The organism is Ensifer sp. Root423 (assembly GCF_001426275.1).
Classification (GTDB): domain Bacteria; phylum Pseudomonadota; class Alphaproteobacteria; order Rhizobiales; family Rhizobiaceae; genus Ensifer; species Ensifer adhaerens.
On the sequence record NZ_LMEG01000045.1, the window covers coordinates 417081 to 435969 of the forward strand.

An 18889-nucleotide genomic window follows, 5' to 3' on the forward strand; every position below is an offset into this window, starting at 1 on the left:
TCTAATATACAGATGTGCGATGGGGGTGCATCCAGGAATATCCCGTCATGGCAATCCGTTTCCGTCTCGATGGCTCGGAGGGTCGGTCATGAGGTGGCGTGCAAATCTGACAACCTGGCTCCTTTCGGCGGCGCTCATGGTCCTTTTCACCATGGGAAACGCCTTTGCCGAAGGAAACGGCAAGCGGCTGGCGCTCGTCGTCGGCATGAGCAACTACGTGCTCGCTGGAACGCTGCCCAATGCTTCACGCGATGCAGAAGCCTTCAACACTTTTCTCAAGGACCAGGGCTTCGAAACGAACCTCGTGCTCAACGCCGATCGCCGCGGCCTTGCCGGTGCACTTTCAAACTTCTCGCGCAAGATCGGGCCTGACGATACCGCCCTGTTTTACTACGCCGGCCACGGCATGCAGTTGCACGGCGAGAATTTCCTTGTTGGCACCGATGCCAAGCTCGAAAGCGAGTTCGACGTGCCGGCCGAGACCGTGGCACTGTCCGAGATCATCGGCGCGATGGAAAAACGTGCCCGCATCTCGATGGTCTTCCTCGATGCCTGCCGCAACAATCCGCTCGCCGAGCGGCTGACACGCGAAGTCGAAGGTGCGACCCGCGGTGCGGCGACCCGCGGGCTGGCGCCGATCGAAACGCAGGGCGGCGGCACGCTCGTCGCCTTTGCCGCAGCCCCCGGACAGGTCGCCGCCGACGGCACCGACGGGCATTCGCCCTTTACGCGGGCGCTGATCGCCAATCTCTCGGGCGCCGGCCTCGAGGTCGGCACCGCCTTCAAGCGGGTCGTGCGTGACGTGCGCAAGGAGACGCAGGGCAAGCAGCAGCCGCAGATCCTGTCATCCCTGTCGCTAGAGTTCTACTTCGGGCCGGAAACCGCAGCGCCCCAGACGACCCCGGCGGTGCAAACCCCGGCGGTACAGACGGCCATGCCGCAGACTGCGGCGGTTCAGCCGGTGCAGCCGGCACTCACTGTGCCGGCCATGGATCCCGAAGCGCTTGAGGCAGAGAAGGACTTCAAAAAGGCGCTGAAGATCGGAACGGCGCGCATCTGGCACTTCTTCGTCGAAAAACACCGCACCGGCGAATATGCCGACCTCGGACGCCAGGCGCTGGCGCAGATCGAACCCGCCGCCGTGCGCAACCAGTCGCATCTGCCTCAGTCCGTCGAAGCGCGGCTATTGCCGGACAAGGACAAGCGACGAAACGTCCAGGTGGCACTCGCCTCGCGCGGATTTGCGGCGGGCACGGCCGATGGTGTTTTTGGTGGACAGACGCGCGAAGCGATCAAGCGGTTCCAGAGCACCAACCAGCAGCCAGCAAGCGGCTTCATCACAGAGCGCACGGCAGAAGCCCTCGGCATCAAAGTCAACGACAGAGCCGAGGGCATATACAGCTCTCCGAAGGCCCGACGCTATGATGTTGCCAACCTCGAGGGTCTGGAAACCGATCAAACCGTCCTGCGGGCGCTGACCTGCCTGCGCCACTTCGAAACCGTATATGGCGTGTTCGAAGGGCACCTCTATGTCGCAGTGCGGACGGGAATAATTTTGGCCGTTTATGCGCGGGGGATCGCCGGCGGTTGCGGCGCGCACCTCGCGTCGATTTCGTCTCAAGAGGAGAACGCCTTCGTCGCATCGCTTTTCAACGCCGATCAGACCTTTTTCAACACCGGCTACGACCCCTCAGGCAATGTCAGCTACAAGATGGGCCCCTGGATCGGCCTGACGCAGGACCCACAGGGCAAGGAGCCCAGAGGCGGCTGGCGCTGGGACACCGGCGCGCCCCTGACCTACACGAAATGGTTCCAGGACATGCCGAACGAAGGCAAGAAGGGCGACGATATCGGCATGTACTACGCCCATCGCAACGGCAGAGCCGACACGAAATCCGTCTACGTCGATAGCTGGGACGATATGGGGCCAACCGATGGAACGGGCGGTCTGATCCTCGAATTCGAGTGACCGCTTGGGGCAATTCAACACCTGCACGGCTGAGTCAATCATAAGCAGGAGGCAAGGTCATGAACTGGCGTGTGAAGCTGCTATGGCTGGTTCTTTGCGCTCTGATCGTGCCCTTCACCACAGGGAATGCCCCCGCCGAAGGCAATGGCAAACGACTGGCGCTTGTCATCGGCATGAGCAACTATGTGCTTGCTGGAACGCTGCCCAATGCTTCACGCGATGCAGAAGCCTTCAACACCTTTCTCAAGGACCAGGGCTTCGAAACGAACCTCGTGCTCAACGCCGATCGCCGTGGTCTTGCCGGCGCACTTTCAAACTTCTCGCGCAAGATCGGGCCTGACGATACCGCCTTGTTCTACTACGCCGGTCACGGCATGCAGTTGCGCGGCGAGAACTTCCTCGTCGGCACCGACGCACGGCTCGAAAGCGAGTTTGACGTTCCGGCAGAAACCATGCCGCTGTCGGAGATCATGAACGCGCTGGAACAACGCGCGAAAATCTCCCTGATCTTCCTCGACGCCTGCCGCAACAATCCGCTCGCAGACAGACTCAATCGTGACGTGGCGGGCACAAGCCGCGGCGGCGCCACCAGAGGTCTGGCACCGATCGAGACACAGGGCGCCGGCACGCTCGTTGCCTTTGCTGCGGCGCCCGGACAGGTGGCGGCTGACGGAACCGACGGGCATTCGCCCTTCACCCGGGCGCTGATAGCCAACCTCTCCGGCCCAGGGATCGAAATCGGCACCGCCTTCAAGCGCGTGATCCGTGAGGTGCGCTCGGCAACGGGCGGCAAACAGTCGCCGCAGATCCTCTCCTCTCTCGATCTGGAATTCTACCTCGACGGCAGCGCCACGCTTGAAGCGCCTCGACCCTTGAAAGTTGACAACGTCGATATCGCCGCGCTCGACTTCAACAAGGCGATGCGCGTGGACACGGCCAGGACCTGGAAGCGCTTCATCGCCAAACATGGCGAGAGCAGCTACGCCGACGCGGCGCGTCAATCCATTCAGCGGCTCGGCAAAAGCGACGACTTCAGATCATCCCTGGCTGCGATGGCACAGGAACAGAAGATGCTCGATAGCAAGGACAAGCGCGCAGCCGCGCAACAGGCCCTGCAGAGTAAGGGTTTTGACACGGGCGCGACGGACGGCGCCTTCGGTGGCCAGACACGCAGGGCGGTCACGGCATTTCAGGCGGCCCGCGGGCTAAAGCAATCCGGATTTCTCGATCAGGAGACCGGAGCGAGCCTGGGTCTCACCTTTGCCCGCATCGATCAGGACATTCTCTCGGCTACCAGCGCACGTCGCTATGACGCCACCGATCTCGAGGGACTGGAGGACGAACCGGTGATCGCCATGGTGCGGTGTCTTTCGCCTCTACCACTGACCTATGGCACCTTTGCCAGACACCTCTATGCAGCGGTCTATGACGGGCAGCAAGTCGGCTGGCAGGAAGCGAAGGCGATCGTCGAGCGCTGCGGCGGTCACCTTGCCACGATCGATTCCAGCGATGAAAATACGTTCGTCGCCTCACTCGTGAATACGGATGACCGGTTCTTCAGCAGTTCGTTCGAAGGCGGCGAGCACCGGCGGGTCGGGCCATGGCTCGGGCTCTCCAACGAGAACGGCAGTGCCGAAGGGTGGAGATGGACGACGGGCGCTGCCGTCACCTTCGGCAGGTGGTTCAGGCGGCCGCCGGAAAAGGCTGGGGCGGCAACGCTTTACGCAGCCTATCGAGCAAACAAGGTCCCCCTCGCCGCCTACGTCGACACCTGGGAAGCGCGCGACCCATCGCGGCCGGTATCCGGTTTCATCGCCGAATTTGAGTGAATCAGACGACTTCGCGCAGGCGTTCCGCCGTCTGCAGGTCAACGGAGACGAGCTGGGATACGCCCTGCTCGGCCATGGTCACGCCGAACAGGCGGTTCATGCGGGCCATGGTGATCGGGTTGTGGGTGATGATGATGAAGCGTGTCTCGGTCGACGCCGCCATTTCGTCCATCAGGTTGCAGTAGCGCTCGACATTGTGGTCGTCGAGCGGTGCATCCACTTCGTCCAGCACGCAGATTGGCGCGGGATTGGTCAGGAACACGGCGAAGATCAATGCCATCGCCGTCAGCGCCTGCTCGCCGCCGGAAAGCAACGTCATGGTCTGTGGCTTCTTGCCCGGCGGGCGGGCGAGAATTTCAAGGCCGGCCTCCAGTGGATCGTCGCTCTCGATCAGTTGCAGCTCGGCCGTGCCACCCCCGAAGAGGTGGGTGAACAGCCGTTGGAACTGTACGTTGACGACGTCGAATGCGGCGATCAGGCGCTCGCGGCCCTCGCGGTTCAGGTTCTGGATGGCGCTCCTGAGCTTGCGGATCGCCTCGATGACGTCGTCGCGCTCTCTGAGCAGCAGGGCGAGCTTTTCCGAAAGCTCCTTCTGTTCTTCTTCGGCACGCAGGTTGACGGCGCCAAGCCGCTCGCGCTCGATCTTCAGCCGTTCGAGTTCGCGCTCGATGTTGCGCATGTCCGGCAGTGCCTCGTCGACGGCAAGCCCCGTCAATCGCATGACCTCGTGCGGCGCGCAGGAGAGCGCTTCCTGAATGCGGGCCTCGATCTCGACGCGGCGTTCGCGGGCGGAGACCAGCCGCTCTTCGGCGCGGCCGCGCTTTTCGCGCGATTCCGCCAGTTCGGAGAGCGCGGTTGCCGCCAACCGGTCCGCCTCGCGCTGACGGTTTTCAGCCTCGGCAAGCAGATCGGCCGCTTCGCGTCGGGCCGCTTCCGCCTTCTGCAACTCGTTCATCAGCGCCCGGCGCTTGTCCTCGAACTCGTCGGGCGCATCGATCAGCTCTTCGACCTCGTCGCGGGCTTCTGCCTCGCGGTCGCGCAGGGTCGCGATGTGCTCATCGGCGCTCGCCGCGCGCGCCTTCCAGGTCTGTCGTTCATTGGCAATCGCCGCGATGCGCCGCTGACGCGCCTCGTTCTCGCGCGCCAGGCCATCATGCGCAGCACGGGCCTCGGCGACGGCGGCACGATCGGCTGCGACATCGGCCGCCTGGGTGCGCAGCGTCAGTTCCAGTTCGGAGAGATCGGGCGCATCGGCGAGCGCGTCGTTGGCCGTCTCGATCTGCTCGGCCACCTCTTCGACCTGCGCCTCGATCTGGCTGCGCGATTCGGCAAGCACCGCGCGGCGGCGGGCAAGGTCGCCCGAGGCGCGTTCAGCTGCGGCGAGCGCGTCGCGGGCTTCGCCGAGCTGTCGGGTGATCATGCGCTGCGCGTCGCGGGCAAGCCGCAGCCGCTCGTCCTCGGCGCGGATGCGACTGCCCGCAGAGGCAAGTTCGGCCTCCGCGAGGCGCAGCGCCTCAGCGGCGCCGTCGGCCTCGGTATCGAGTTCGGCCAACCGGTTCTTCTGCGCCAGCCGCAATGCGGCAGCACTTGGCGCCTCGGAGCCGGTCACGTGGCCGTCCCAGCGCCAGACGGAGCCCTGCTTGGTGACAAGGCTCTGGCCGGGTTTCAACAGGGGCAGCAGCCGCTCGGCTTCCGCCTCGCTTGCGACGATGCCGATCTGCTTCAGGGCGCGGGTCAGCGCGTCGGGCGCCTTCACATGGGCAATCAGCGGGCTCACGCCTTCCGGCAATCCGTCGTCCCCGACATGATCCCCCGGCGCGCGCCAATGGGCCGGCGCGTCGGTTTCGAGCGGCGAGTCGAGATCGTCGCCAAGGGCCGCGCCCAATGCGGTCTCGAAGCCCCGGTCGACCTTCATCTCCTCGACGACGGCGGGATAGGCGCCACCGGCCACCGCCTCCAGCATGCGCCGGATGGTGCGTGCCTCGGTCTCGATGCCGTTCAGCGTCGCGCGCGTCCGATCGACGGGCTGACGCGCCTCGACCTCCATGCGCCGCGCGTCAGCGAGGCTTTCCTCGATCGCGAGCACATTGCTTTCGGCTTCTTCCAGCGCAGCTTCTGCGACCTCGACCTGACCCTGCTTTTCGTGCGGATCGGGAAGGGCCGCCATCTGGCGGTCGAGTTCGTCGAGATCGCGCGACTGGTCGCCAAGTTGGCGGGCAAGACGTGCCTGGCGCTCCGACAGGTCGCGCAGCGTGCGCTCCAGCTGGTTGCGGCCGGCCTGTGCCTCGGCGCGTTCCGCCGTTAGACGCGCCAATAGCGCCTCGCTGCCGGCGAGCTTTTCGTTTGCGTCTTCGAGGCGCTCACGCGCTTCCGTCGCACGGTCGTCGGCCTCGGCGAGCATGTCGCTGAGTTCGGCTTCCTCTTCGTCGAGACGCGAAAGAATGCCGGCATTGTCGGCGACAAGGCGCTCCTCGCGGGCGATATCCTCGGCAAGCTGCGCCAGCCGGCGCTGCAACTCGTCGCGGCGCCTGAGGATGCGGCCGGCATCCTCTTCGAGCTGTGAGCGGGCAATCTGCAGACGCTGGAGGGCGGCGGCGAACTTCGCTTCGTTTTCGCGCAGCTCCGGCAGCTTCAGGCTGGCGATCGCCTGGTCCTTGGCCGCCTGCATCTGCTGCTGCGCCTTTTCCGCGACCAGCGCAGTCACCTGGTTGAGCTGGCTCGTCGCCTCGCCCTCCGCCTCCTTGGCCTGTACCCAGCGAATATGGAACAGGATCGCCTCGTGCTTGCGGATATCGGCCGAGAGCATTTTGAAGCGGTTGGCCTGGCGCGCTTGGCGCTTGAGGCTCTCGATCTGGCTTTCGAGCTGCGAGGTGACGTCGTCGAGACGCTCGAGATTGGTCTCGGCGGCACGCAGACGCAGCTCCGCTTCGTGGCGGCGAGAGTGCAGGCCGGAGATGCCGGCCGCCTCTTCCAGGAGCTGGCGACGGGCCTGCGGCTTGGCGGCGATCAGTTCGCCGATGCGCCCCTGCCCGACCATCGACGGCGAGCGTGCACCAGTCGACGCGTCGGCGAAGAGAAGCTGTACATCCTTGGCGCGCGCTTCCTTGCCGTTGATGCGGTAGACCGAGCCCTGCTCGCGCTCGATGCGGCGGCTGACCTGGATCTCGTCGCTGTCGTTGAAGGCAGCGGGTGCCGTGCGGTCGCTGTTATCGAGATAGAGGCCGACCTCGGCCGTGTTACGCGCGGGACGATTGCCGGATCCGGAAAAGATCACGTCGTCCATGCCGGAAGCGCGCATGTTCTTGTAGGAGTTCTCCCCCATCACCCAGCGCAAGGCTTCGACGAGGTTCGACTTGCCGCAACCGTTCGGTCCGACGACACCGGTCAATCCGCGCTCGATGATGAATTCGGTCGGTTCGACGAAGGACTTGAAACCGAGCAGGCGAAGCTTGTTGAACTTCATGGAGCGGACGCTGGGGCTACGAGGTCCCCCCCTCTACCATCAGCCCAGACAAGAAAAACGGGCGCACAGCTGCTGCCGTCGCCCGTTTTCAGGAAAAGCGAAGGATCAGAGCTTGCTGTCGATGAGGGCCGACATAACGTCAACCGACATGTCCCCCGAATAGTGCTCGCCATTGACAAAGAAGGTCGGCGTCGACTGAACCCCGAATTCCTTGGCGCCCCGTTGCATAACAGTGTTCACATCATCCAGAAGTTTTTGGTTCGTCAAGCAGGCCTCGAAGCTCTCCTGTGTAAAACCAGCGAGTTTGGACATCTGCAGCAGAGCGTCGCGACCATTCTGGGCTGCGGCCCACTGCTGCTGCTGCTTGAACAGCATCGAGATCATCGGGAAGTACTGGCCTTCCGGAGCGCAGCGCGCCAGCATGAAGGCAGCCGCCGCGCGCGGATCGAACGGGAATTCGCGCAGCACGAAGCGGACCTTGCCGCTGTCGACATACTTGGTCTTGATCGCCTCGAAGGTGTTGTTGTGGAAGGCGGCGCAGTGCGGGCAGGTCATCGACATGTATTCGACGATCGTCACCGGCGCGTTGGCGTCGCCGATCGCCATTTCCGGCAGGGCGCCCGGTTCCATCAGCTTGGCGACGTCGACGGACCCTTCCGACGAGGGGAGCTCGACCTTGACGGGAGCAGCCGTCGTCTGGGCGACTTCGGTGCCGGCAGAGGGCTTGGCTTCGGTGGTGGCCGGGGTCGCGGTCGTCGATGCAGTCGTGGTCGCGTCCGTTGCCGGCTTGGTTTCAGCCTTGGCGGCTTCGGTGGTCGCGGCCGGTGTGGTGGAGGCCGTTTCCTTCTTTTCGTCGCTGCAGGCAGCAAGCACCAGGGCGACAGTTGCGATGGCGGCACCGCTGAGCAGGCGCTTGGTAAGGTTCATTGCGGAAGCGGACATGATTTGACCCGTGTTCGGAGGGAATTGCAGTGCGGATTCGATATCTTGCCCCGCGCAGGGCGGCAAGTGGCGCGGCGTCAACAGAATTCAAAGAATTGTGACCGAGCGATGGCCGCCCAAAAGCGCGTCGCGATCTTTCCGATTCGCTGCTTGCGCTTTAAGCCTCTGGTTTTCGCGTCTCGTAGTCGCGAAAACCGCTGCATAGTTTTGCGCGCCGTGCCTTAGCGGCGCCGGGGATTGAGCACGGCGGTCCCCAGCCGACGCAAGGCGGCCTTCAGCTCCTCGCTTTCGATGCCTTCGACCATGGCCTCGAGCCGCCGGGCGGGTTCGCCCGAAAGCGGCTTGGGCTTGCCACGGTGTTTCGGCTGCTGGGAGACGGGCTTTTGAACGATGCGCAGCTGCCCGATCGCATAGAAGCCGAAGAAGCCGTTGATGCGCTGGATCAATTCGCCCTGAGCGTGGGTCAAAAACAGGGCGCGCGCGCCCTCGCAGGCAACCGTCAGGACGCCCGGCTGATGGCCGCCCTCGCCCATGATCTCGGAGGCCCGGCGCGGCCAGGCGATCTTTTCGGGCCGCGTGCAATCGGCAAAGTCCTCGCCGGCGATTTCGTCCCAGGAGCCGAGCAGCATGGTGTTGATGCCTGCCCGCTTGGCGAGCACCGGGTCGATCAGGCCGTTCGCGACTTCGCTGATCTGGACGACGCCCTTCCGGGTCTTCTGCTCGCTCACGTATGGACTTTCTGTAGGCAATGTCGATTGAGCCTTGATGCCGCGGCTCCGCTTCGCCAAGTATAGGCCGGAAACGGAACTCCCGGCAAATCATGCACGATACGATACCGGCGGCGGACGCCGCACCCCTGCTTTTGGAATGGTACGACAGGCACCATCGCGACCTGCCCTGGCGGGTTTCGCCGCCGATGGCGCGCCGAGGCATCGTCGCCGATCCCTACCATGTCTGGCTTTCCGAAGTGATGCTGCAGCAGACGACGGTGCAGGCGGTAAAAGCCTATTTCGAAAAGTTCCTGTCACTGTGGCCGACCGTCGAGGACCTTGCGCGCGCCGAGAATGAGGACGTGATGAAGGCATGGGCCGGGCTCGGCTATTATGCGCGCGCCCGCAACCTGAAGAAATGCGCCGAGGCCGTCGCGAACGATCATGGCGGCCGCTTTCCCGACACGGAGGATGGGCTGAAGTCCCTTCCCGGCATCGGCGACTATACCGCCGCCGCGATCGCGGCGATCGCCTTCAATCGCAGAAGCGCCGTGCTCGACGGCAATGTCGAGCGGGTGATTTCCCGCCTCTATGCAATCGAAACGCCGCTGCCGGCGGCAAAGCCCGAGATGCGGGCCCGCGTCGCCGCGCTCACCCCTGAGAGCAGGCCGGGTGATTTCGCCCAGGCGATGATGGATCTCGGCGCGACGATCTGCACGCCGAAACGGCCCGCCTGCTCGCTCTGTCCCTTCCGCGCCCACTGTCGCGCGCTTGCCGTCGCAGACCCGGAAACCTTTCCGCGCAAGGCGCAGAAGAAGGACAAACCGCTTCGGCGCGGCGCCGCCTTCGTCGCGATCGACGCCGACAACGCGGTCTATCTGCGCAAGCGGGCCGAGACAGGCCTGCTTGGCGGCATGACCGAAGTGCCCGGCACTGACTGGACATCGCGGCAGGACGGCGACACCTCGCTTGCCTCCCAACCCTTTGCAGCGGCCTGGGAAGATTGCGGCACCATCAGCCACGTGTTCACGCATTTCGAGTTGCGTCTCTCGGTCTACCGCGCCAATGTCGCGCGCGCCGGGACGCAGGGCAACGGCTGGTGGGAGCCGGTTCACTCGCTGAGTGCCCAGGCGCTGCCGACGGTGATGAAGAAGGCGATCGCCCAGGCGATCCCGCATGCCTTCAAGGCGGAACGCTAGCACGGTACGGGGCCACCCGTCCCGCTCCAACTCCGAAAGTTCAAGCAGGGAATACGTTCATGAGCAGCATCGATATCCGCCACATCGTCTTCGACATCGGCAAGGTGCTTATCCACTACGACCCCAACCTGCCCTACAGCCGCATCATCCCCGACGAGGCCGAGCGCGAGTGGTTCTTTGCCAATGTCTGCACCCACGACTGGAATATCGAGCAGGACCGCGGCCGTTCCTGGGAAGAGGCGGAAGCGCTGCTGATCAAGGACTTTCCCGAGCGTGAAGAACAGATCCGCGCCTTCCGCAAATATTGGCAGGAGATGGTGCCGCACGCCTATGTGGAGACGGTGTCGCTCCTGGAGCGACTGATCGCCGAAGGGCGCGACGTGACGATGCTGACCAACTTCGCCTCCGACACGTTCCGCGAGGCGCAGGTCCTTTATCCCTTCCTGACGCTGCCACGCGGCGTCACCGTTTCGGGCGACGTCAAGCTGATCAAGCCCGATATCGCCATCTATGAGACGCACACGCGGACCTTCGATCTCGACCCATCGGCCACCCTCTTCATCGACGACAGCATTCCCAACGTCGAAGCTGCGCGGCTTGCCGGCTGGCATGCGGTGCATTTCGTCGATCCGGAAAAGCTGAAGGCCGATCTCGCCGGCTACGGCATTCATCCGTAGGCTGAACTGCCGATCGACGATGGCTCCTGCTCGTGGCGGCACGATTCCGCCACGAATCATATTTACTACCTGCGATTGCGTAATCGCAGAGGCAATATATGAATAGTTTAGAATTTTCAGTAATTCGAGACGGCGCCGCCAAGGACGCCTTCATCGACGAGCTCTACGCGACGACCGAGGCCAGCTTTCGCGACGAGGTGCCTCCGGAAGAGTTTGGAGAACGGTTTTCAGATACCCGTTTCGTCGTCGCCAGACGCGATGCCAAACTGGCGGGCTGGCTCAGCCTTCGGCCGCCGACTGAAGGCGACAACAAGAGAGCGGCCGATCGAGGCTGGCACGCCATGCCGTCGCACGACCTGCACGACGCCGAAATTCTCGCGCGGCTCTTTCGGCTTGCAGCCGTAGAGGCCGGTTCAGAAGGCATCATCTGGCACTCCCGAAAAACCGCCCTCAACCAGCAGGTCGTCGAAATGACCGGCGCGACCGCGCTTCGGGATCTGTTCAGGACCTGGCAGGCGTCACCCAAGCGCTGGCCGGCCGCAATCGCAAAACCCAAGGACGGTGCCGTCGTTTACGCCGTCCAGGCGACTCTCCCAGAAAATCTCCTCGCAAAGTTCGTGGACTTCCTCACACGCGCGGGGATATCGGACTGCAGTGGAGAAACCTGCTCCACGACCTGGGACGCGGACTCCGTCGCCCAACGTATCGCTGACTGGGATGAGGGCGGGCTGCTGATGCAGTGGCTGGAACATCACGACCTCGTGGTCGCCGAGGCCTACGCCTTTGTCTGGAGCGATGAAATGATGATCCACATCACCGAACACCATGCCCCGTCTTGCGGGCTGATTGCCCTGGTTGCCGCCCTGCTTCAGCGCATACCCGCGGCCTATCCCGATATCAGGGTCGCCACCGTCGAGTTACAGGAAGACGAAAGAGCACGCTTCGAGCCTGTGCTCGCCAGTTGCGGCTTCGAGGATAAGGGCGCCCGAACCCTCTACCACTTGCGCCCACAGGGAACGCCGGCTCTCTAAAGGCGGCGTATCCTCCATTCAACGCGCGGCGGCGGCACGGGTCGCCGCCGCCCATTGTCAGGGCCTGGCCGCGGTGAAGCCCCATGCCAGCCAGGCCGCAATGACTGCGGCCACGAACCAGACACTCAGGATCGCGAGGAGGCCGCTGCGGCTGGACGGGCGTCCTTCCAATGCCGCCGCCCGCTCTCGGAATTCTTCCATCAGCGCTGGCGGCACCAGACGTACGGCCAAGAGGATGCCGAGCGGAACGAGAATAAGATCATCGAGGTAGCCGAGTATCGGAATGAAATCGGGGATCAGGTCGACCGGCGAAAGTGCGTAGGCCGCCACAGTGCCGGCAACGAATTTCGCCGAAAACGGCGTTCGACGATCTCGCGCGGCGAACCAGAGCGCAACGACGTCGCGTTTGATTTGCCGCGCCCATTGCTTCGCGCGCTGGAGACGATCGGGCACGGCCATGCGGATAACACTCTTGTTCGGATGAAGGTTGCTCTGTCCGAACCCTATGAGCGGATGCGAAGATTGGCAATCGACCTCAGGGCCCTAGAGCTCGCTTCAAACGCTCCATCGGATGGCCCAAACATACAAATGCCCGGAATCCTCACATTGAGGATTCCGGGCATTTAAAGCTCTCTTTCCGGGACTGAAGGTACAAAAACCGGTTAGAGCGCTTTTCGAAGGATCCGGCGGAACTGGTTGATCAGTTCAGTTTTGCCAGATCATTTCGAATGACGCTTCTGAGTTCGTCGATGGGCTTCAGGGTGTTCCCCTCTTCGAAGTGCCAGAATGTCCATCCGTTGCAGGCATCAAGCCCCTGGACCTTGGCGCCCAGGCGATGAATTGAACCGGCCTCGCCGCCGGAGGCGACCGTGCCGTCTGCACGAACGATCGCGCTGTAGCGGCGCTTGGCGTCCGTCAGAACCGTGCCGGGCTTGATCAGCCCGCTTTCGATCAGCGTGTTGAAGGCGACGCGCGGCTCAGCCTTCTTGCCGGTCATGACAGAGAGCATCGCCTTGCCGAGCGGTTCGACCGCGTCGATGCGTGCCGATGCCGCGTCGATGTAATCCTGCTCGCGCTCGATGCCGACGAAGTGGCGGCCGAGGCGTTTGGCGACGGCACCGGTCGTGCCGGAACCGAAGAAGGGATCGAGAATGACGTCGCCCGGCTTGGTCGAAGCCATCATGATACGGGCGAGCAGCGCTTCCGGCTTCTGGGTCGGATGCACCTTCTTGCCGTCGTCACCTTTCAGGCGCTCGTGACCGGAGCAGATCGGGAACAGCCAATCGGAGCGCATCTGCACGTCGTCATTGGCCGCCTTCATCGCATCGTAGTTGAAGGTGTAGCCCTTGGCATTGGCGTTCGGCGTCGCCCAGATCAGCGTCTCATGAGCGTTCTGGAACCGGCGGCCCTTGAAATTCGGCATCGGGTTGGTCTTGCGCCAGATGATGTCGTTGAGGATCCAGAAGTGCAGATCCTGCAGGATGGCGCCGACGCGGAAGATGTTGTGGTACGAGCCGATCACCCAAAGGGTGCCGGTCGGCTTCAGCACGCGGCGGCAGGCGAGCAACCAGGCGCGGGTGAAGGCGTCGTAAGCTTCGAACGATGCGAACTGGTCCCATTCGTCGTCGACGGCGTCGACCACCGACTGATCGGGACGGGTCAGCATGCCGCCGAGCTGAAGGTTGTAGGGCGGGTCGGCGAAAACGACGTCGACCGAATTGTCGGGAAGCGCATTGAGCGCGGCAACGCAGTCACCCTTGATGATGCTGTCGAGCCAGCCCAACGGACGGGTGGAACGGGAGACTTCGGCAAGCGAAACAACTGAAGACATGGACAACTCGCAAATACGCTTACTCGGAACGGATCATGGAGCGTATGGTTACCGAAGATGGTTACCAAAGCCTGAAGGCCGTTTCGAAAAAGTGCGTAGTCGCGCTATGTTAGAGAGGTCTTCTGGAGTGGACAGGAAAGGCGGGAACGGGCGTTCACCCGCCTCCCGCCGCCCCGTTCAAGCGTCGCGGACGCCGTTTCACCGGGCATCGTGAAAGGCGCGGCTGTCTGAGGGGGCCTCATGGCGCTCGTTCAGCCCGTAGTCGCGGATCACGGAGGCGATGCGCAGGCGGTAATCGGCAAAGACGCCGTGACGCCCCGCATCCTGGGCGGCACGATGTTCGGCGCCGTTCCGCCAGGCCTTCACCGCCTCCTCGTCGCGCCAGAAAGACAGGGACAACACCTTGTCGGGATTGGCCAGACTCTGGAACCGCTCGATCGAGATGAAGCCATCGATGTCGTCGAGCAGCGGGCGCAGGTCGGCGGCAATGCCGAGATAGGCGTCACGCCGGCCCTCGGCCGGCAGGACTTCGAAGATGACGGCAATCATGTTTCACTTTGCTCCGATGGGCGTCGAGACGTTCTTCAGGAAAATACGATCCTCCTTCAGGATAAACCGCTCGCGGCGGGAGAAGGCATAATTTTCCCGGCCGAGCGGATCGGCGGCAAGCCGGGCGCGATAGGCCTCGTAGGCCGCGAGGCTCTCGATGTTGTAGGCGCCGTAAGCCGTTGTCGCCGACCCCTCATGCGGGCCGAAGTAGCCGATAAGATCGGCGCCGCAGCGCGGGATCGCCTCGCCCCAGTTGCGCGAATAGGTGGCGAACTCCTCCTTTTTGAAGGGATCGATTTCATAGCGGATGAAGCAGGTGATCATCGTCGTCTCCTTGTGGTCGGGCAAGGCGCCAAGCCTTCGATGGAGTGACTATGCCTCCTTGTTCGACGCGGATGCTTCGACTACGATCGAAGTATGAAGGAAGGTCCAGATATCGCTCTCATCGGATCGCTGATCGGCGATCCCGCCCGCGCCAACATGTTGACGGCGCTGATGGGCGGACGTGCGCTGACCGCAACCGAACTTGCGACACATGCCGGCATCACGCTGCAGACCGCCAGTTCCCACCTGTCCAAGCTCGAGGCCGGCGGTCTGCTCAGCCAGCGCAAGCAAGGCCGTCACCGTTATTTTCAGCTGGCAGAAGACGAAGTCGGGCTGATGCTCGAGAACCTGATGGGCTTTGCCGCCAGCCGCGGCATGAACCGGCACCGCCGCGGGCCGAAGGATCCGGCGCTGAGAAAAGCGCGCGTCTGCTACAATCATCTGGCCGGCGACTATGGCGTGCGCATGTATGACAGCCTGATTGCCGAAAAGCAGATCGAAGTCACCGGCGACGACCTGGCGCTGACGCCCGACGGGCAGAACCGGATCGAGGCGCTCGGCATCGACTATTCAGCACTCAAGAAATCCCGCCGCCCGATCTGCCGCACTTGCCTCGACTGGAGCGAGCGCCGCTCGCATCTGGCCGGTTCGCTTGGCGAAGCGTTGCTGACGCTATTCATCGACAAGGGCTGGGCCAAGCGCGAGGCGAACAGCCGCGCCATCCGCTTCACCGCCAATGGCGAGAAGGCTTTCTCCGAGCTGTTTCCGCAGTAGCGGCTGCCAGCAAAACCACTCTAGCCGACGATGGAAAAGGCCTCGCGGGTTTCGCCCGCGGCGGTCCTGACCGGCGTCTTGCCGATCCAGCCCACATGGCGTTCGAGGATCTTTGCCGCCTCGTCGCCTCGGCCTTCGCGCAAGGCGGCGAGGATCGCGCGGTGATCGTGATCGGTGCGCGCCTCCCAGCTCGTGCGCCAGGCGGAAAACAGGAAGCGGGCGCTCGCTGCATGCAGATCATCGATCGCCGCCAGCAGCCGCGGCATGCCGCAGGGTTCGAGGATCAGCCGATGGAAGGCGCGGTTTGCCGCCTCCCAGGAGCGCACGTCGCGCGAAGTATCGGCGGCGGCCGTGGCCATCTCGGCCCGATCGAGGATCGCCGGCGTCAGATGCGGGATGGCATGGCGAAGCGCCAGAACCTCAAGAACAGCGCGCATTTCGGCGACCTCCCTCACCTCCTTCAGGTCGAAGGAGGCAACGCGAACGCCGCGGCGCGGTTCGCTGACGGCAAGGCCCTGGGCCTCCAGCCGTCGAAAGGCTTCGCGAACGGGAACGTGGCTCGCACCGAACTCCTCGGCGATATGATCCTGCCGCAAGCGCTCCCCGGGCATGAGCATGCCGGAGATGATCCGCTCGGCCAGGGCCTTGCTGATGCGACTTGCGAGCGTGTCGTCCTGCTGCTTTTCCATCGCCTACTGATAGAGCCGCGAAACAATGCTGTCGAGCAAGCGCACGGGCGGTTTCGATAATTTCCAATGGTTGAGCTTTGGCCTACCATCGTATAAAAGCTCTGCCGTACGAAAGCCCCGCGCCGCGCGAACATTCCTCCCCCCGCCTGCGGCGCCTCTCCTCCCAGGGAACTGTTCCATATGACCGGTATCGATCTCATCATTTTTGATTGCGACGGCGTTCTCGTCGATTCCGAAATCATCGCGTCGGAAGTCGAAGCAGCACTGTTGACAGAAGCGGGTTACCCGATCAGCGTCGAGGAAATGGCGGAGCGTTTTGCCGGCATGACCTGGCACAACACGCTGCTGCAAATCGAGAAGGAAGCAAGCATCCCGCTTTCGGCCCAGCTCATCAGCAAGGTCGACGTCATCCTCGACGAGCGCCTTGCCCGCGACCTCAACATCATCGACGGCGTCAAGCCGATGCTGGCGCAACTGACGCTGCCGCACTGCATCTGCTCCAACTCGACCTCGGCGCGGCTTGCCATGATGCTCGGCAAGGTCGGCATCAAGGACCATTTCGGCCGACACATCTATTCCGCGCGCGACCTCGGCGCCGACCGCGTCAAGCCGAAGCCGGATATCTTCCTGCACGGCGCCAAGCAGATGGGCGTCGACCCGTCGCGGGTGCTGGTGATCGAGGACTCCGTGCACGGCATTCACGGTGCACGTGCCGCAGGCATGCGCGTCGTCGGCTTCACCGGCGGTTCGCACACCCATCCCTCGCATGCCGACCAGCTGACCGAAGCGGGTGCGGAAACGGTGATTTCGCGCATGACGGCGTTGCCGGGCGTGATCGCGGCCCTTTCCGCATGGTCGGAGTCGATGACGGCCTGATTGGCCGCAGGCGGTCGCACACCGCCATGCCCCTTTCGCTCCGGCTTTTCGGCCGGAGCGGGAAAGAAGCCTTCGGCCAACACGGCAGACGTCCAATTAGACGCCGAGGGACATGATGACACATTGCAGTGGCGTCACGTCCCCTAGAAAATCTTCCCGGTTTTCGAGGAGCCGCGCACGAGGGCCGTACCAAGCAAGCCCCATCGGGGTATTTTTAGGAGGAAACACAATGCGTCTTTCAATGTTGACCGGCCTGACCCTGGCGGCCAGCGTCGCCTTTGGCCCGCTCGCCTTCGCCGACATCACCATTGGCGTGATCACGCCGCTCACCGGCCCGGTCGCGGCCTATGGCGAGCAGGTGAAGAACGGCGCGGAAACGGCTGCAGACGAGATCAACAAGGCTGGCGGCATCAATGGCGAGAAGATCGTGCTGAAGATGCTCGACGACGCCGGCGATCCGAAGCAGGCCGTTTCGGTTGCCAACCAGGCTGCTGGTGAAGGCATCCGCTACGTCGTCGGCCCGGTTCTGTCGGGCACCTCGATGGCGGCTTCGGACATCCTTGCCGAAAACGGCATCCTGATGGTGACGCCGACGGCAACCACGCCTGACCTCACCACCCGCGGTCTCTGGAACGTGCTGCGCACCTGCGGCCGCGATGACCAGCAGGCCGAAGTCGCCGCTGCCTATGTGGTCAAGAACCTCAAGGACAAGAAGATCGCCGTCCTCCACGACAAGGCGCCTTACGGCAAGGGCCTTGCTGACGGCTTCAAGAAGGCGATCAATGCCGGCGGCATCACCGAAGTCGTTTATGAAGGCCTGAACCCGGGCGACAAGGACTTCAGCGCGATCGTTACCCGCCTGAAGTCGGAAAACGTCGATGTCGTCTACTTCGGCGGCTACCATCCGGAAGGTGGCCTGCTGGCACGCCAGATGCACGACCAGGGCGTGAAGGCGCAGATCTTCGGCGGCGACGGCCTGTCCAACACCGAGTTCTGGGCAATCGGCGGCGAAGCTGCGACCGGCACGGTCTACACCAATGCCAGCGACGCGACCAGCAACCCCGCCTCGGCTCCGGCTGTCGAAGCGCTGAAGGCGAAGAACATCCCGGCCGAAGCCTTCACGCTCAACGCCTATGCTGCCGTCCAGGTGCTGAAGGCCGGCATCGAGAAGGCAGGCTCCGCCGAAGACGCGACCGCGGTTGCAACTGCGATCAAGTCTGGCGAAGCCATCGACACGGTTCTCGGCAAGCTGACCTACAGCGAAGCCGGCGACCTGACCTCGCAGGCTTTCTCGCTCTACAAGTGGGAAGGCGGCAAGAGCGTTCCGGCTGAATAAGCCGCACACGACGGAAATGAAAACGCCGGGGCAAGCCCCGGCGTTTTTTTTGCGGCATAGGCCGCTGCTTACTTCTTCTTGCCCTTGGCCGGCGGGCCTTCGTCGAAGCCCACATAGACGGTGACATTGGATCCGGCGCCGGCCGGCAGCGTCACGTCGGCCTTGGTGAAGACGAACTGGGCCGAACCGGTTGCGGGGATTTCCACCGCATGCTGCGTCAGTTCCGAATAGAGCGTCTTGTCTTCGTCGGTTGCAGCCACGCGGATCGGCATGGTGACCTTGCCGGGACCACCGGCAGGACCGCTGACGACGCGGCCCTGGACCACGACGGTTATCGTCAACGCGCTCTCGCTCTGCACGCATTGCCGCGTGGTGTCTGCCAGGGAGGCCTGATAGACGAGCTTCGTCGGGTCGTTCTTGGCCCCCTTTGCGTAGCTGGCATGCACATTTGTGCCGTCACGAATGACGACCTGCGGGCATGCGGCCTGAACGACGGCCGGCGTCGGAGCAGCGGCACTGCCGCCTGCGTCGATCGCCCCACCGGATTGCGTCTTATTGCAGCCGGCTAGGACTGCGAGAAAAGATATTGCGAGAACAGGCCGGGAAACTTTGCCAAACACGTTGAACAACCTCTGCTGGACCGGTTGAAACTCCTTGACCGAAATCTCGGCCGGAAGACCTTTCATGGCC

Annotated in this window: 17 protein-coding genes; 8 read left to right on the forward strand and 9 right to left on the reverse strand. The window is 63.4% G+C overall.

Translation table 11 applies throughout. The features are described from left to right. Nucleotides 1–88: 88 nt before the first annotated feature. Nucleotides 89–1969 carry a caspase family protein gene (locus ASD01_RS30690; protein ID WP_034801311.1) on the forward strand — a complete coding sequence of 627 codons (1881 nt, stop codon included), beginning with the start codon at nucleotides 89–91 and terminating at the stop codon, nucleotides 1967–1969. 59 nt (nucleotides 1970–2028) lie between these two features. Continuing rightward, nucleotides 2029–3798 carry a caspase family protein gene (locus ASD01_RS30695; RefSeq protein ID WP_051659577.1) on the forward strand — a complete coding sequence of 590 codons (1770 nt, stop codon included), beginning with the start codon at nucleotides 2029–2031 and terminating at the stop codon, nucleotides 3796–3798. Nucleotide 3799: 1 nt separating this feature from the next. Here the strand turns inward: ASD01_RS30695 and ASD01_RS30700 are convergent, their stop codons facing one another. The 3 genes from ASD01_RS30700 to ASD01_RS30710 all read right to left on the reverse strand — a co-directional run bounded on the left by ASD01_RS30700 (nucleotide 3800) and on the right by ASD01_RS30710 (nucleotide 8931). Beyond that, the gene (locus tag ASD01_RS30700) at nucleotides 3800–7261 is read right to left on the reverse strand and encodes a chromosome segregation SMC family protein (RefSeq protein ID WP_034801308.1); all 3462 of its coding nucleotides are present in this window, start codon (nucleotides 7259–7261) and stop codon (nucleotides 3800–3802) included. Nucleotides 7262–7366: 105 nt separating this feature from the next. Further along, nucleotides 7367–8203, reverse strand: a complete 837-nt coding sequence (locus tag ASD01_RS30705; protein WP_034801306.1) for a DsbA family protein — start codon at nucleotides 8201–8203, stop codon at nucleotides 7367–7369. 221 nt (nucleotides 8204–8424) lie between these two features. After that, entirely contained in the window at nucleotides 8425–8931 is a 507-nt protein-coding gene (locus ASD01_RS30710) for a DUF721 domain-containing protein (protein WP_034801304.1), read from the reverse strand. Between the two features lie 92 nt (nucleotides 8932–9023). Between ASD01_RS30710 and mutY the strand changes: the two genes are divergently transcribed. The 3 genes from mutY (at nucleotide 9024) to ASD01_RS30725 (ending at nucleotide 11820) form a co-directional block, all read left to right on the forward strand. Further along, nucleotides 9024–10112 (forward strand): A/G-specific adenine glycosylase, encoded by a 1089-nt coding sequence (gene mutY / locus ASD01_RS30715; protein ID WP_060529831.1) that lies wholly within the window; start codon nucleotides 9024–9026, stop codon nucleotides 10110–10112. 59 nt (nucleotides 10113–10171) lie between these two features. Then, nucleotides 10172–10789 carry an HAD family hydrolase gene (locus ASD01_RS30720; protein ID WP_034801299.1) on the forward strand — a complete coding sequence of 206 codons (618 nt, stop codon included), beginning with the start codon at nucleotides 10172–10174 and terminating at the stop codon, nucleotides 10787–10789. Between the two features lie 98 nt (nucleotides 10790–10887). Then, nucleotides 10888–11820, forward strand: coding sequence for a hypothetical protein (locus ASD01_RS30725; RefSeq protein WP_034801297.1), 933 nt, complete (start codon nucleotides 10888–10890; stop codon nucleotides 11818–11820). 57 nt (nucleotides 11821–11877) lie between these two features. Here ASD01_RS30725 and ASD01_RS30730 read toward each other — a convergent pair whose 3' ends face one another. From ASD01_RS30730 to ASD01_RS30745, 4 genes are all read right to left on the reverse strand, one after another. Continuing rightward, complete coding sequence (locus tag ASD01_RS30730; protein WP_034801295.1) at nucleotides 11878–12279, reverse strand: YkvA family protein; 402 nt, start codon at nucleotides 12277–12279, stop codon at nucleotides 11878–11880. Between the two features lie 241 nt (nucleotides 12280–12520). Next, a complete protein-coding gene (locus ASD01_RS30735) occupies nucleotides 12521–13651 on the reverse strand; it encodes a site-specific DNA-methyltransferase (protein ID WP_034801293.1) in 1131 nt (376 codons plus the stop codon). Between the two features lie 198 nt (nucleotides 13652–13849). Further along, nucleotides 13850–14200, reverse strand: coding sequence for an antibiotic biosynthesis monooxygenase family protein (locus ASD01_RS30740; RefSeq protein ID WP_034801289.1), 351 nt, complete (start codon nucleotides 14198–14200; stop codon nucleotides 13850–13852). Nucleotides 14201–14203: 3 nt separating this feature from the next. Then, entirely contained in the window at nucleotides 14204–14524 is a 321-nt protein-coding gene (locus ASD01_RS30745; RefSeq protein ID WP_034801286.1) for an NIPSNAP family protein, read from the reverse strand. 93 nt (nucleotides 14525–14617) lie between these two features. On the opposite strand from ASD01_RS30745, the gene ASD01_RS30750 reads away from it, so the two are divergent. Further along, nucleotides 14618–15298 carry an ArsR/SmtB family transcription factor gene (locus tag ASD01_RS30750; RefSeq protein WP_034801284.1) on the forward strand — a complete coding sequence of 227 codons (681 nt, stop codon included), beginning with the start codon at nucleotides 14618–14620 and terminating at the stop codon, nucleotides 15296–15298. A 20-nt stretch (nucleotides 15299–15318) separates the two neighbouring features. On the opposite strand, the gene ASD01_RS30755 is transcribed toward ASD01_RS30750, so the two are convergent. After that, nucleotides 15319–15987, reverse strand: coding sequence for a GntR family transcriptional regulator (locus ASD01_RS30755; RefSeq protein ID WP_034801282.1), 669 nt, complete (start codon nucleotides 15985–15987; stop codon nucleotides 15319–15321). Nucleotides 15988–16167: 180 nt separating this feature from the next. On the opposite strand from ASD01_RS30755, the gene ASD01_RS30760 reads away from it, so the two are divergent. Next, complete coding sequence (locus ASD01_RS30760) at nucleotides 16168–16863, forward strand: HAD family hydrolase (RefSeq protein ID WP_034801280.1); 696 nt, start codon at nucleotides 16168–16170, stop codon at nucleotides 16861–16863. Between the two features lie 229 nt (nucleotides 16864–17092). Further along, nucleotides 17093–18199, forward strand: a complete 1107-nt coding sequence (locus ASD01_RS30765) for an ABC transporter substrate-binding protein (RefSeq protein ID WP_034801278.1) — start codon at nucleotides 17093–17095, stop codon at nucleotides 18197–18199. A 68-nt stretch (nucleotides 18200–18267) separates the two neighbouring features. Here the strand turns inward: ASD01_RS30765 and ASD01_RS30770 are convergent, their stop codons facing one another. After that, nucleotides 18268–18819 carry a hypothetical protein gene (locus ASD01_RS30770; protein ID WP_034801474.1) on the reverse strand — a complete coding sequence of 184 codons (552 nt, stop codon included), beginning with the start codon at nucleotides 18817–18819 and terminating at the stop codon, nucleotides 18268–18270. Nucleotides 18820–18889: the final 70 nt, after the last annotated feature.